Source organism: Sutcliffiella horikoshii (assembly GCF_021991925.1).
Taxonomy (GTDB): domain Bacteria; phylum Bacillota; class Bacilli; order Bacillales; family Bacillaceae_I; genus Sutcliffiella_A; species Sutcliffiella_A horikoshii_F.
Window position 1 is genome coordinate 1 of record NZ_RXZI01000001.1, and the last position, 15,776, is coordinate 15,776.

At 42.6% G+C, this 15,776-nt stretch carries 7 protein-coding genes; 6 read left to right on the plus strand and 1 reads right to left on the minus strand.

Translation table 11 applies throughout. The annotated features are described in order from the left end of the window. Window positions 1–416: 416 nt before the first annotated feature. From EKQ44_RS00005 to yidC, 4 genes are all read left to right on the plus strand, one after another. On the plus strand, window positions 417–3,473 hold the full coding sequence (locus EKQ44_RS00005; RefSeq protein WP_237661481.1) for an efflux RND transporter permease subunit: 3,057 nt from the start codon (window positions 417–419) through the stop codon (window positions 3,471–3,473). Window positions 3,474–3,612: 139 nt separating this feature from the next. Beyond that, on the plus strand, window positions 3,613–5,109 hold the full coding sequence (locus EKQ44_RS00010) for an acyl-CoA synthetase (RefSeq protein ID WP_331254643.1): 1,497 nt from the start codon (window positions 3,613–3,615) through the stop codon (window positions 5,107–5,109). 150 nt (window positions 5,110–5,259) lie between these two features. Beyond that, window positions 5,260–5,532, plus strand: a complete 273-nt coding sequence (locus tag EKQ44_RS00015) for a hypothetical protein (protein WP_237661483.1) — start codon at window positions 5,260–5,262, stop codon at window positions 5,530–5,532. Window positions 5,533–5,559: 27 nt separating this feature from the next. After that, window positions 5,560–6,330 carry a membrane protein insertase YidC gene (gene yidC / locus EKQ44_RS00020; RefSeq protein WP_237661484.1) on the plus strand — a complete coding sequence of 257 codons (771 nt, stop codon included), beginning with the start codon at window positions 5,560–5,562 and terminating at the stop codon, window positions 6,328–6,330. Between the two features lie 772 nt (window positions 6,331–7,102). Here yidC and EKQ44_RS00025 read toward each other — a convergent pair. After that, entirely contained in the window at window positions 7,103–8,245 is a 1,143-nt protein-coding gene (locus EKQ44_RS00025) for an MFS transporter (RefSeq protein ID WP_237661485.1), read from the minus strand. A 183-nt stretch (window positions 8,246–8,428) separates the two neighbouring features. On the opposite strand from EKQ44_RS00025, the gene addB reads away from it, so the two are divergent. Then, window positions 8,429–11,941 (plus strand): helicase-exonuclease AddAB subunit AddB, encoded by a 3,513-nt coding sequence (addB, locus tag EKQ44_RS00030; protein WP_237661486.1) that lies wholly within the window; start codon window positions 8,429–8,431, stop codon window positions 11,939–11,941. Then, window positions 11,938–15,714, plus strand: a complete 3,777-nt coding sequence (gene addA, locus EKQ44_RS00035; RefSeq protein WP_237661487.1) for a helicase-exonuclease AddAB subunit AddA — start codon at window positions 11,938–11,940, stop codon at window positions 15,712–15,714. Before addB ends, addA begins: the two co-directional genes overlap by 4 nt. The last annotated feature ends 62 nt before the right edge of the window (window positions 15,715–15,776 follow it).

Sequence of the window (15,776 nt, forward strand, 5' to 3'; positions counted from 1 at the left end):
ACCTTGAGCCTCCTCGAGCTGCGCCCTGCGGGGTCTCAAGATTGTCGCTATCCCCCCGCAGGAGTCTGCGCCTATTGCTCCAATTAACAGCTAGAAATCATTTGAACGATAAGTTATTGGGTTTTTCAGTGGCCTCGGGCGCAGCCGAGGAGACTCCCGGACCGCCCTACGGCTAAGCGAAGCGCATGGAACGGAGATCAACTGCCATATGCAATTCTAAATATAATGAGGGAACAGTTTAGACTAGGTACTGAAATGGTACCTAGTCTTTTAGTATATATTTTTAAAAGTTTTGACGAAAAAATAACAAAGCACTCAAAAGCATATTCATTCTTGCCAAGTGGGATGCAGACACCTTATGATGAACTCAGGATAAATAGTCAAATTTGAATAATCGAGTATAGGAGGACATCCAGGTGTTTAATGCACTCATTAAAAAGCCAAAGGTTACATTGATTTTTCTACTATTATTGGTGGTCATCGGTTCCTTGACCTATTTCCAGATACCAAAACGGGAGATCCCTGAAATTTCGCTCAACGTAGGAACCATTACCACTGTGTATCCAGGGGCCACACCGAATGTGGTCGAACGTGATATCACCACCCCACTTGAAAAGGAATTGTTGGATATCGAAGGGATGGACAGTGTCACTTCCGTTTCAGGATTGGGGATTTCCAATATCGTAATGGAACTCACAGATGACGCCGACAGGGATAAAGTCTTCTCCCTTGTACAGCAAAAGGTATCCGATGTGAGCCGCGAATTTCCCGAAGACGCGTTCGAGCCAACAGTAAACTCGGATATACAAATGGGAGCCATCGCCTCCTATCATGTGCTTCACGAAGATCGTGAATTTCTATTAGAGCAAAAAGATTTGATTGATAATTGGATACCCCAACTTGAAAAGATAGATGGAGTTCGTAAAGTTACTGTAAAAGGGCTGGAAGAGTCCAGTTACACACTTAATCTTGATTCAGAAAGCATGCAAGAGGAAAGAGTCCTGCTTCCGGATGTCATAACAGCCATCCAGAACGAACTTGAAATCACTCCACTTGGCAGTCAGCAGGAAGGAAATCGAATTAGCCAACTTGCTTTTGAACATATTGAAAATATCGAAGACGTGGAAAATGTTTTTCTGAAAAAGATTGAAGAAGGAAACTCTCTTTATGTGGGAGATATCGGGAACTTGACGCAAATCCCTACAGAACAAGACGATTTCATTTCATATAATGGGACTCCTGCTATATCTTTGACGATCATGCAGGAAAAAGGAGTGGACATCCCAACACTTCATGCAAAAGTTGATGCAGAGATGGAGCGGTTGTCCAATGACTTGCCAGAAGAAGTGAAGATGGATCTCTACTATACTCAAAATGATATTGTGTCCAAGATTTTCAAAGATTTAGGTATTTCATTCTTGATTTCTATTTTAGCTGTTGTATTGATTACATTCTTCGGGTTAAATGCAGTTTCTGCGATTCTTGTAGCAATCTCCATCCCAATTTCGATTGCGCTTGGATTGATCCCACTACCGTATGTAAATGTGGACCTAAACCAAATCTCTATCATTGGAATCATCATTGCACTAGGAATTCTGGTCGATGATGCCATTGTTGTGAATGATAATATTCAAAGGCGTTATCAGCTCGGGGACAGCCCGCTTGAAGGCGCCTTAACAGGAACAAAAGAAGTAAGGGTATCGATCATTACCTCCACCTTGGCCATTGTTTTTACCTTCTTGCCATTAACATTCCTTGGTGGGCCAAATGGTGCCTTTATTTCAGCACTGCCTACAGTATTGATTGCCACAATCATCGGCTCCACCATTGTCGCTTTGACCATCGTGCCGATTTTCATGGCATGGCGACAAAAGAAGAAAAAACGCAAAAAAGCAAAAGACGGCCTGCTTGGGTCACAATTTGAAAAAGTAAGTAACTGGTATAGTTCAAAGGTTTTAACAAAAGTTGTGAAAAAACCTCTACTCACAGGACTTGCTGTTCTTACATTCTGTACCGCGAGTTACGCACTGGTGCCATTTATCCCGGTTGTATTCTTCCCGAGTGCAGATCGTGAAGAGGTAACCGTGTCCGTCACCTACCCTGCAGGGACGCCTCTTGAAGAAACGGAATCAAGGCTTAAACAGATGGAAGAGAGTATCAAAACAGATGAAGCAGTTTACGAAACGACCATCTTTGCAGGGAGTGGGGAACCTGGGATATTCGGTAGCACACTATCCAACTCAGGTGAAAACACTGGTCAGATTGTCATCAGGGTGGACCGTGAACAGCAGTCTTCTGCAGATACGATTGCAGAGTGGCAACCTAAACTCCGAGACGAAAACCCGGATGCAGTGGTCATGCTTTCCACAATTGAAGCAGGGCCTCCTGTTGGGGCTCCAATCGCTCTGACAGTAGTCGGGGAAGATATAGAAGAACTAATGAAATCTGTTAATGGAATGAAAGAAGAGATTGAAAGCTTGGAAGGAAGTGGAGCAGTCATTGATGATGTAGGATCACCACAGCCTACCATCAATTATGTTCCGAATAGGGATGCAATGGAGGAGCATGGCATCACCTCCCAGGAAATAAGCAATCAAGTCAGGCTTGTTACAGAAGGAATCCCAGTAGGTTCTTATGAAGCAGGACTGGAGAGGGAAACACTGACCATCGTCCAAGGTCTTGTAGAGGATGGGAGAACAATTGATCTTGAAGCATTGGAACTTCCAAGTAAAACAGAAACGACCGAGTTTGGAGCACCGGTCCTTATCCCCCTATCGGAGCTAGTTTCTATTGAGGAAACGGAAGTGTTACCTTTGATTCCCCATAAGGATGGGGACAGAACCATAACGGTACGTGTGTATCCAGCGGAAGATGATAAACAAAAGTTAGAAGCGGAAGTGAAAGATATCGCAGCATCCTATGAAACTGATGATATTTCCGTTTCAGTGGGTGGGGAATCTTCTGCAAGAAGTGACTTCTTTATTGAAGTAGGAAAACTGTTCTTGATCGTTATTTTCCTGATTTATATCTTAATGGTCGTTCAATTCAATTCATTAAGACTGCCATTATTAATCATGAGTTCTGTGTACTTGGCCATTTCAGGTGCGATGATAGGCTTGTTCATCACACAAACCGGCCTCGGTTTCATGGCGATGATGGGGATTGTATCGCTTGCGGGTATAGTCGTCCGAAATGCGACAGTGTTCATTGAATTCATGGAATCTCGCTTGCAAGAGGGTGCAACTCTGAGTGAAGCGGTCATTGATTCAGGTAAAGCCAGGTTAAGACCGGTCGTACTGACGGCCTTTACATCCATTGCCGCGTTGCTTCCGATAGCGTTCAGCGGGGATGTGTTATTCACCCCACTTGCGATTTCGATCATTTCAGGGATTTTCTTCTCGACATTCTTTACATTACTATTTGTACCAGCATTTTATATTGTGATTAAGCGGAAGAAAGTGAAAGAAGTCTAAGCGTTGTGAACGGGTATCCATCAAATTGATGGTGCCCTTTTCTTTTTATGAATATTTCCCCCCTTTGTAACCCTTCTGTAACTTCCTTCTCCTATAGTATGGATATCTTGTAATGTGTAGGGGAGAGATGGAAGTGGAAATGAATGGTTCTTGGTTACAGAAGCGTTCACAACATTCTCCACATAAGATCGCAGTGATAGACGGCGAAACGGGAGAAAGGTGGAATTATAAGCAATTATATGACCGATCAAGAGTCATGGCAGGCAGACTTCTTTCTGCAGGCATTGGAATAGGAGATCGTGTGGCTTTATTGTCTCCAAACCATATAGTGTACTTTGATTTGCTCTTTGCATGTAGTGAGATTGGCGCAATCTTTGTTCCACTCAACTGGAGAATGGCGGAAAAGGAATGGAACTATATAATAAGAGATTGCAAGGCTAAATGTGTGATCGTACATGATGATTATTTGGAACAATCAAAGCGACTGGAATGTCAAGTGTTCTCCCTGGAGGAATTGGAAACAAAAGAAACCCAATGGAATACTACACGCGCAACACGTTCCAATGACCCAGCAGCCATCATTTATACGGGAGGCACAACGGGACAACCAAAAGGCGTTATCCTTACTTATGAGAACATCACATTCAATGCTACCAATACAATTGTAAGCTGGGGACTGCATGGAGGAGATATCACGCTCACTTGCTTGCCCATGTTCCATACGGGTGGCCTGAATGCCTTGTCCACTCCAATACTCATGGCAGGTGGAACCGTTGTATTGATGAAGAATTTTGACGCGGAAAAAGCCATGAATCTATTGAATATGTATGAATGTACCATTACGTTAATGGTACCTACGATGTACGGGATGTTAATAGAACATCCTCAGTTTCAAAGCACGGACTTCCCGACAATGAGAACATTTCTTTCAGGAGGGGCACCTTGTCCACTAGAAATATACGAAGCATTCTACAAAAAGGATAAATTGTTCAAAGAAGGATATGGTTTAACAGAAGCGGGTCCGAACAACTTTTATATTGATCCTAATGAAGCATATGGTAAAAAAGGTTCAGTAGGTAAAGCGATGTTGTTCAATGAAGTGAAATTAATGATAAATGATAATCTGGAAGCGGCAAAAGGGGAGGTTGGGGAAATCTATATAAGAGGCTCCCATGTCTTCTCGGAATATTGGGGAAAAGAAGAAGAAACCAAGAAAGCTAAAAGCGAAGAGTGGCTGAGGACAGGTGATTTGGGGCGCAGGGATGAAGACGGTTATTTTTATATAGTAGGCAGGACAAAGGACATGATCATCTCTGGTGGGGAGAATATTTATCCTCTGGAAGTGGAGCAGATTCTTTGTCAGCATGAAGCGGTCAAAGAGGTGTGTGTGTTAGGTGTACCACATCCTGTGTGGGGGGAAGCGGTCATTGCCATCGTTTCCAATAAGAAGCAGACTTCTGAAAAAGAACTTCTAACCTTCTGCAAGAGGAGAATCGGAGTCTATAAAATACCTAAGAAAGTAATTTTTGTACCGGAATTACCAAAGACGGCAGTAGGAAAATTGGATAAAAAGAATTTACTGGATTCGTTCAGAGGACTTTTCACCAACAAAGAAAATACAGAAGAACATGTCTAAGAGAAAAATTTACAAAAAGATACACCTAGCATTTTTTGCAGACTAGGTGTATCTTTTTCTTGTAGGGATATACTTTTAATGAAACGTTTGGAGTTTTAATTCGTACAAGTAGTATCTACTATACTCACACAAAAAGGTGAATGCACATATATGGAATTTTATCTTGATATATTACTCTATGCACCATATGTAACAGCCGCGATCCTTTGCCTGATGACGTTCTGCTTCTTTGTGGACTCAAAATACGTGGTCTGCCAACACAGTGGCTATACGACCTCTTTGGATCTTGAGACCAACAAACTGCAGTCAGTCATTGGAAAAAGAAAAAGGCTTATAACGTTTATTTATAGAAAAAGACCAACAAAGGAAACAACTTTGGATGAAGAAGATTCCTCCCTCTACATTGCTTACATGAATTGCTAATCTTGTAAAAAGTAGGAGGAATTCACATTGAGGAAGTTTTGGACAGTAAGTTTGGTAATATTATTGGTAGCATTTTTAACAGGGTGTAACATGAGTGAGCCGATTACGGCCGATAGTTCGGGAGTATGGAATCATTATTTCGTTTATCCCCTATCCCTTGCCTTGACGACAGTAGCAGATTGGACAGGCGGAAGTTATGGTATCTCGATCATTCTCGTAACAATTGCCATTCGCACGCTTATTTTGCCACTGGCGTTGAAGCAACAAAAAAACATGCTCGCCATGCAAAAGCTAAAGCCTGAAATGGAAGCAATACAGAAAAAGTATAAAGATAAGAAGAATCCAGATGATCAAAGGAAAATGCAGACGGAATTGATGGGGTTATACCAAACACATAAAGTGAACCCGGCTGCAGGCTGCTTTCCTATGTTGATTCAGATGCCTGTGATCATGGCTTTCTATTATGCAATTGGCAGAACGACAGAAATTGCCGAGCATTCATTTTTCTGGGTAAGTCTTGGACAACCTGATCCAATGTATATCCTGCCGATCATTGCGGCCATCACCACCTTTATCCAAACAAGAGTCACCTTGACAGATGACATCCAGCCGCAAATGAAGATGGTCATGAACATCATCCCGGTGTTCATCTTGATTGCGGGTCTTACACTTCCATCCGCACTGGCGTTATATTGGGTGGTTGGTAATATGTTCGGTATCGCGCAAGGACTATATTTGAAAAAACGGATGAAAACGTTAAAAGAGATGGAACAAACGACAGCAGTTCCTAGCACATGATTCGATGAAACCTCCAACCTCCAGCAATGGAAATTGGAGGTTTTTTGAATTCCACCTACATATAAACTAGTAATGAAATGGAGAGGAGAGGTTTTTTATGTAGTGTATGAGAACCTCTGTGGGGCAGAAAAGGAGAAGGAGTTAAAGCAATGGATACCCTTTACAATGGGGGAAAATTCTTAGGAAGAGCGTGATCTTGATGCTGATGATTTTAGGGGTCGTTTTTGATTGAAAGTGTCTTCATGAGTTGGGAGTGATGACTCCAGGATTCTCATAATAACCCTGATAATGACAATCTCAAGGGAAAATTCAACTCCAGATTGTCATAATAACCCTGATAATGACAATCTCAAGGGAAAATTCAACTCCAGATTGTCATAATAACCCTGATAATGACAATCTCAAGGGAAAATTCAACTCCAGATTGTCATTATAGCCCTGATAATGACAATCTCAAGGGGAAATTCAACTCCAGATTGTCATAATAACCCTGATAATGACAATCTCAACGGAAAATTCAACTCCAGATTGTCATAATAACCCTGATAAAGATAATTTCAACGGAAAATTCAAATTCATTCACCAGAAAGAGAGGTCTTCATGGAGTGAGTCAGAATTTTTGTAATAAGACAAGGAGCGGAAGAGGCTTCAAAAAGGAACAGCCATTTTTCTTAAGCAAGCTCTTAGTTTCTCCAGAACATAAACATAATGAAAGAGCCAACAAGCTTCATCCACATCGACTAAAGCTGTTTTTTGTGGAATATAAACCCCTCTACGCATCTTTCCTAATTCTAATAATCATCCAGCTATTAACAAGGAACCAAGTACCCAATAAGGCTAATGCAGAGTGAAAACTGAAAGTATGACTTATTAAAGGGCTAAAGGCCGTTCCGATTAATAATGTAAAAGAGTAAAGGGAAATTGCGCTTCCCCTATATTTCTCTCCCAAGATTCCGATATAGATGATCACAGAAGGCAGGGAAAAAGAAATCGCTGCAACATAAATAACAGATAAAGCACCGATCAAGAAAAGATTTTCTAGAAAGTACATCATTAAAAAGAACGTAAGCGAAATGGTCATAGAGCAAAAAAGAATAAGCCGCTTTGCACCAATATGCTTTAAAAGAGAATCCGAAAACAGGCAGGTAACAGTCCCGATCAGCCCGATGGACCGGACCAACAAGAAAGACTGCACAGGAAATTCATTGGATAAGTATTGGAAAAGACTATCGTAAAAAGCCACAAAAGAGAGCAATAACGAAAAAACAATCAAATAAAGTAATCGTAAATCACAATCAGCCAATAGAATGAGAAAATGCTTCCAGGGCTGTTCCCCTATACTCCTTGAAACTTTCGAAGCTCTCAAAATAACAAGGGAAAACAAAAATAATAAGAAATAAAAAAGTGCAAAAAATACAAAGACTCCGTCCCATCGATAATAGATAGAAACTTTTTCGCTTATCATCGGTCCGAATATACCAGAAAGCAAAAATCCTGCATTAATGAGGGAAATGGTAAATGTTCGAAGGGTTTGGTTAAAGTGATCAAAGCAGTAGGCAAAAGCGACAGGAGCAAAGCATCCAAGTGCAAATCCCTGTATGGAGCGGAAGAGATACATATGAGCAATTTCAGTAGAATGAGAAATAAGTAGGGTGGCAATTGCAGAAAATAGAAAGCCGTAACTAATGATGGTTTTCCTACCGAATCTGTCAGACAGTGGTCCGAATGTAAGTAACCCGATAGCGTAGAATACGCTAAAGAAGCTGCTTGCGAGTATAACCTGGCCAACCGGTATACGCCATTCCAAGCTGATCTGATCATATAGCGGAATTAACGTATAAAGACTACACACGACCAAGAAACCCATGATAATTAATAATGCTGCTGAAAAATAATGGTTATTTGCTGTTCCCATCCCCATCACCTGCCCATTTTACCTTATGCAACAAGGGTTTGACCCGTTCCATCCACGAAAGAAACAACCTTCTGAATATGGCCAAGACATTGGCATTAATGCTCGTTTTTCAGTACAATAGAATCAGAAGAAGAACATAAGTACGTATAATAAGTGAGGAAATTATAAAATGGGGGAAATCTTGTGTCTATATGTTTTTTATTAGGAAGAACAGGAAGTGGAAAAACAACTTGGTTCAATGAAAAGATCCTACATAAACTGAAGGAAAATCCTCAAGGTCCCCCTGTTCTGTACCTTGTACCAGAACAGATGACATTTCAATCAGAATACAGGATAATTCAGTCCCCTGATGTGAAGGGAATGATTCGGGCCCAAGTATTCAGTTTTACCCGTCTTGCCTGGAGAATTTTGCAAGAAGTCGGCGGAATCAGCCGTTTTCATATCGATCAGACAGGTATCCATATGATTCTTCGTAAAGTGATTGAAGAACATAAAAGTGAGTTTCATGTGTTCGGCAAATCTGCAGAACAATTTGGTTTCATTGAACAAATGGAAAGCATGGTTACGGAATTCAAACGCTATTGCATCACACCTGACCTTTTACAGGACGAAATTGTACGTATCAGAGAAGACATATCCATTTCAGAGCATGAGAAGATGCTGGCAAAAAAGCTGACAGATATTCTGGTAGTCTATCGGCAACTGGAAAAAAGCTTGGAAGGGAAATACTTGGATGGCGAGGATTATTTACAGCTGTTAGCAGAAAAATTACCTCAATCACGATATATTCAAAAAGCGGATATATTCATTGATGGCTTTCACAGTTTCACCCCACAGGAACTTGAAGTTCTGAAGGAATTGATGAAGCATGCAAACTCCGTCACGATAGCCCTGACGGTGGATAAGCCATATGACGAGGAAGCACCATACGATCTTCACCTTTTCCGGGAAACAGGGACAACCTATCAAAAGCTGAAGAAGCTTGCTGTGGAAGAAGGGTGTTCCGTAGAAGAACCAATTCTTTTGGAGGGTGCTCCCCGTTTTCATGCCGACTCCTTGTGCCATATGGAAAGATATTTTGATATCCGTCCTACTGTAAGCTATCAAGGCAAAGCTGAAGTTACCATTTTGCAAGCTGTCAATCGACGTGCTGAAATAGAAGGGATTGCAAGGGAAATAACATCTCTAGTGAGAGACCGAAACAACCGCTACAAAGATATTGCCGTCATTGTAAGAAACGCGGAATCTTATATAGATTTGGTTAATACGATTTTCAAAGATTATGATATTCCCTTTTTCGTAGATCAAAAGCGGACAATGCTTCACCATCCACTGGTTGAGTTACTGCGCTCCAGCCTTGAGGTCATTTCAAGAAACTGGCGCTATGAATCGGTTTTCCGTTGTGTGAAAACGGATTTCTTCTACTCGCTGGATCAAGATACCAATGAGATGCGGGAAAAGACGGACAAATTGGAGAATTATTGCCTTTCCTATGGAATCCAAGGGCATAGATGGACGTCTAAAGAGCCTTGGAGATATCGTCGTTTCTTCAGTGTGGATACAGAAGGTCCCTATGTACAGACAGATGAAGAGCTTGCCTATGAAGAGGAAATCAATGAATTAAGAGGAATGGTCGTAGTACCTTTACACACTCTTGAAAAGCGTTGGAAAAAAGCGAAGACGATGGATGGTTACTGCAAAGCCCTCTATGAATATATGGAAGACCTCAAAATTCCTCAGAAGCTGGAAGCAAGAATGAAGAAAGCGGAAGAGGAAGGAAATCTTGCGGCTGCAAAAGAAAACGAACAGGTGTGGAAAGCCATCATACAGATGCTCGATCAGATGGTGGAGTTGATTGGAGACCACCCGATCTCATTGAACATGTTTACGAAAATGGTGGAAAGCGGATTGGAAAGCTTGCGCTTCAGCCTGGTTCCTCCGGCCATCGACCAGGTAATTGTCGCCAACTTCGATCTTTCCCGCTTGTCGGATATTAAGCATAGCTTTGTGATCGGGGTGAACGATGGTGTTATACCTGCGAAAATAAAGGACGAGGGATTTGTATCCGAAGAAGAAAGAGAGCTTTTGGCAAACTATGGTATGGAGCTGGCCCCTACGAGTATGGAAAGGCTGCTTGGTGAACACTTCCTTGTTTATTCATCCTTTTTGAGTCCATCTCATCATTTATATATAAGCTATGCACTGGCAGATGAAGAGGGAAAAACCCTTCTGCCATCCTCCTACATTAAAAGGATCAAGGAAATGTTCCCAGACATGGAGGAAAAGCTCCTGTTTAACGAACCTGCAGAGCTGTCTCAAGAGGAGCAACTGATGTTTGTGCATACACCATCCACCACGCTTTCTAACTTAGCGGTCCAGCTACAAGCATGGATGAAAAAATATCCCATGGAGCCGATATGGTGGGATGTATACAATACGCTACTTGATAGTGAGGAATGGCAGGCCAAAACAGAGCAGGTGTTAAGAAGTTTATTTTATAAAAACGAAGCAAAGAAGTTGGAGCGAAAAGTTAGCCGTGAATTATATGGAAACCATATGGAAGCAAGTGTCTCCCGGATGGAGAAATTCAGTGCGTGCGCCTTCTCCCATTTTGCATCCCACGGCTTGAAGCTCAAGGACAGAAAAATCTATCGGTTAGAAGCTCCTGATATCGGACAGCTATTCCATGCCGCACTCAAACATATATCGGATAAGCTGAGAAAAAGCGGTAACGATTGGAAGCATTTGAGCAAGCAGGAATGCGAGGTGCTGGCAAAAGAGGCGGTCAACCTTCTCGCTCCTAAGTTGCAAGGGGAAATACTCCTAAGCTCCAATCGCTTCCACTATATTAAACGGAAGCTTGAGACCATCATTACGAGAGCATCACAAATCCTAAGTGATCATTCCAAGGCGAGCAAGTTCACTCCGGTTGGACTGGAGCTTGGATTTGGAAAAAAAGAAGAGCTGCCACCGATTCAGCTCCATCTACCAAATGGTGTGACGATGGAGCTTATCGGACGTATTGATCGTGTGGATAAAGCGGAAGGAAGCAACGGTTTATTACTTAGAATCATAGATTATAAATCAAGTGGAAAAGCGCTTGACTTGACAGAAGTCTACTATGGGTTGGCACTGCAGATGCTGACCTACCTGGATATTGTTATTTCTCATTCCCAAGGTTGGCTTGGGAAGGAAGCCACTCCTGCAGGTGTCTTGTACTTCCATGTACACAACCCGATGATCAAGACGAATGGAATGGCACCAGAAGATATCATTGAGGAAGAAATCTTCAAGAGCTTCAAAATGAAAGGCCTATTGCTAGGGGAAGAGGAATCCGTAAAGTTGATGGATCAGACACTAGAATCGGGACACTCTAGAATAGTATCTGCTGCCCTTAAAAAAAATGGCGGGTTCCAGGCAAACTCTTCGGTTGCTAGTGAGGAAGAGTTTACACAATTAAGGACCTATGTCAGAAAAACATTCGAGGACATCGGCATGAAGATCTCCGAAGGGGAGACAAGCATTGCTCCTTATAAATTAAAAAATCAAACACCGTGTACCTTCTGTTCTTTTAAATCTTTCTGCCAGTTTGATACTTCACTGGATGAGAATGATTATAGAGTGCTATCTAACATACCTAAAAACGAGGTCATTGCCTCAATGAAAAGAAAATTGGAAGGGGGAGAGGAAGCATGAGTATGGAACTTCTTCCTAAACCCGCAGATGCCCAGTGGACAGATGATCAATGGAAAGCAATTGTAGCATCAGGCATGGATATCCTGGTTGCGGCAGCAGCGGGATCCGGTAAAACAGCGGTGCTTGTAGAAAGAATGATTCATAAAATTGTCGAAGAGCATGTAGACGTGGACAGGCTGCTTGTCGTGACCTTCACCAATGCATCTGCTGCAGAGATGCGGCACAGAATAGGGGAAGCATTAGAGAAGCAACTGGAGAAAAAGCCTGCCTCCCTTCATTTGCGCAGGCAACTGAGTTTACTTAACCGTGCATCCATCTCCACCATCCACTCTTTTTGCCTGGATGTTGTACGAAAATACTATTACCTGATTGATATTGATCCAAGTTTTCGGATTGCCGATACAACGGAGATTCAATTGATGCAAGAAGAAGTACTGGAGAACGTGTTTGAGGAGGAGTACGGAAAAGAGGGGAATGATGCATTTTTCGAACTGGTCGATCGCTATACAAATGACCGCTCAGATAGTGCCCTGCAAAACCTGGTACTGGACCTTCACGAATTTTCACGGGCAAATCCTAACCCAGGGAAATGGCTGGATGAAATTGTGGCTTTCTATCAATCCACCAGCAATTTATCCATGAACGAACTTCCCTTTATTGAGACGCTGAAAAAAGAAATGCACCTGCAATTCCTTGGGGCGGAGGGGCTTTTGAATACTGCGATGGAAATCACACTGGAACCTGGTGGGCCTGCTCCCAGAGCTGATAATATAGAACAGGATCTAGCTCAACTTCGTAGACTTCAAACAGCCCTGGATTCATCCTGGGAGGAACTGTATGCAGTCATGCAGGAACTTGATTTTTCACGGGCAAAAACATGCCGTGGGGATGAGTACGATAAAGAACTTATTGAAAGATGGACAAAGGTCCGGAATAATGCGAAGGCTATGATCCAAGGGATAAAAGAGGAACTCTTCTCAAGGCGTCCGGAATCCTTCCTGAAGGATTTGGAGGAACTCACCCCGGTGATGGGAACCCTAGTGAACCTTGTTAAAAAGTATGCCCATGAGTTCAGTTTGTTGAAACAGGATAAGGGCTTGGTCGATTTTTCCGACTTGGAGCACCTTTGTCTTGCCGTGCTCACACACAGCGAGGATGGGAAGCTCGAACGATCAGAGGCCGCACTCCGTTATCAGTCCACGTTCAAAGAAGTGATGGTGGATGAATACCAGGATACGAATATGGTACAGGAGGCCATCTTGAAGCTTGTGACAAAAGAAAACGAAAAGGAAGGAAATATGTTCATGGTTGGGGACGTGAAACAGTCCATCTATCGATTCCGCCTTGCTGAACCATTTCTTTTCTTGAGTAAATACAAGCGATTTAATTCAACAGGAGAAGACTCTGGACTCCGAATCGATTTGAATAAAAACTTTCGCTCACGACCGGAAGTGCTGGATGCTACCAACTTTATATTTAAACAGATTATGGGAGAAACGGTCGGAGAGATTGACTATGACGACGATGCGGAATTGAAGTTCGGCGCGGCCTACTATCCGGAAGCGAAAGACCGGGAAGCAGAGCTGATGTTGATCGACCGCAGTGATTCTTCGGCAGATGGGCCCGATTCTTCCGACGAGATGGAAGATTCTGCTGGTAACACAAGCTTTGATAAAGTAGAATTGGAAACCGCTCAAGTGGAAGCAAAAGTGATTGCACAGAAAATTAGGCATCTCGTTCAATCTGGTTATGAGATCTATGACAAAGATAAAAAAGTGATGCGCCCTATCATGTACCGGGATTGTGTCATCCTGATGCGTTCCATGCCATGGGCACCGCAGTTCATGGAGGAATTCAAACAGGAGGGGCTGCCATTATATGCAAATTTGAGTACGGGTTATTTTGAGGCAACGGAAGTAGCCATTCTCTTATCCTTGTTAAAAATAATTGATAATCCGTACCAAGATGTGCCGTTGGCTTCTGTATTGAGATCTCCGATTGTCGGCTTGGACTCCAACGACTTGGCAACCATCCGGATCCAGCAAAAGAGAGGATCCTATTATGAAGCCTTGATCACCTTCATGAATAAAGCACCGGATACAATAGAAGAGCGAAATCTCGTAAAAAGAATGCAGCTATTCTATGAAATGCTTCAAACCTGGAGAACCTCTGCTCGTGAAGGAGCATTGTCGGAATTGATCTGGCAAATCTATCAGGACACCCATTTCTTCGACTTTGTCGGGGGGATGCCGGGTGGAAAGCAGCGTCAGGCAAATTTAAGAGCACTATATGACCGTGCAAGACAATATGAATCCACTTCCTTCCGTGGACTTTTCCGCTTCTTGCGTTTTATCGAAAGGATGCAGGACCGTGGCGAGGATTTAGGGGCAGCAAGAGCACTCGGGGAGCAGGAGGATGTAATCAGGTTGATGACCATCCACTCCAGTAAGGGACTCGAATTTCCAGTCGTATTTGTTGCCGGCTTGTCGAGACAGTTCAACATGATGGATCTCAACAGTAGTTATTTGCTGGATAAGGAGCTTGGATTTGGCTCCAAATATGTCAATGCAAAACTGCGAATCACCTATCCTACCATTCTGCAGCTAGCATTGAAAAGAAAAGCGAAAGCTCAGTTGATCGCAGAAGAAATGCGTGTCTTATATGTAGCACTGACAAGGGCAAAAGAGAAGTTGTATCTGGTCGGTACGGTAAAGGACTTCGAGAAATCGCAGGCACTATGGAATGAACACTGCAACCATGAAAGCTGGTTGTTGCCGGATTACGCCAGAGCAGGGGCAAAATCCTATATGGATTGGGTTGGTCCTGCACTTGTTCGCCACAGGGATGCCGAGAACTTGAGAGAAAATGGCGTGTCAGCTTCTGTATCGGACGATATAACCAATCATCCAACCGCCTGGAAAGTGTCTATAACGAAGGTTCATCAGCTTTTAGAAGAAATGGAGTCGGAAAAAGAGGAAGAAAACCTTCTGTTGGATAAGGTTAGGCATGGTGTGCCTGTGGAGATAGAAAGTCCTTATAGAATAAGAGTCAAAGAGCAATTGAGTTGGTCATATCCGTATAAAGAGGCAAGTGCCCATCGATCTAAGCAATCGGTATCAGAAATTAAAAGAATGAGAGAACAGCAGGACCCATATGCGGATAACACGCTTGTTCAAACGGAAAGAAGGTACTTCTTGGATCGACCTGCATTTATGCAAAAGAAGAAGCTATCACCATCTGAAGTTGGAACAGCGATGCATGCCGTGATGCAGAATGTGGACTTGCCTGTGGAAACCATAGATAGAGAGTACGTCCAAGCACAGGTTCTGGAAATGGTACAAAAAGAATTAATAACATCAGAACAGGCAGAAGTAATAGACTTTGACGCGATAGTAGCTTTCTTTTCCAACTCTGTCGGCAAACGCATGCTAAAGGCGGAACAAATTCACAGGGAAGTACCGTTCAGTTTTGCGCTACAGGGGAATGAGCTTGGTGAAGCGACGGAATTAAAAGAAGAGACCATCTTAGTACAAGGGGTCATTGATTGCCTTTTAGAGGATGAAGATGGACTTGTTTTGATTGACTATAAAACAGATACCATCAACGGCCGTTTCCCGGGAGGGTTCATAGAGGCGGAACCAGTCCTAAGGAATCGATACAAAGAACAGGTGTCCTTGTACGGTAAGGCTGTCGAGCAGATCTGGAAGAAGGAACTCAAGGCAAAATATTTATATTTCTTTGATGGAAACCATTTAGTTGAAATGAAAAAATAAATTAGAAAGGCTCAGGCAAAAGTCAGAAGGCTTGGATTTGTTGCTTGAGCCTCTTTTATGGA

Coding starts and splice junctions, on each gene's coding strand:
- EKQ44_RS00010 (WP_331254643.1), top strand. CDS start 3,613: ATGAATGGTTCTTGGTTACAGAAGCGTTCACAACATTCTCCACATAAG.
- EKQ44_RS00015 (WP_237661483.1), top strand. CDS start 5,260: ATGGAATTTTATCTTGATATATTACTCTATGCACCATATGTAACAGCC.
- EKQ44_RS00025 (WP_237661485.1), bottom strand. CDS start 8,245: ATGGGAACAGCAAATAACCATTATTTTTCAGCAGCATTATTAATTATC.
- addA (WP_237661487.1), top strand. CDS start 11,938: ATGAGTATGGAACTTCTTCCTAAACCCGCAGATGCCCAGTGGACAGAT.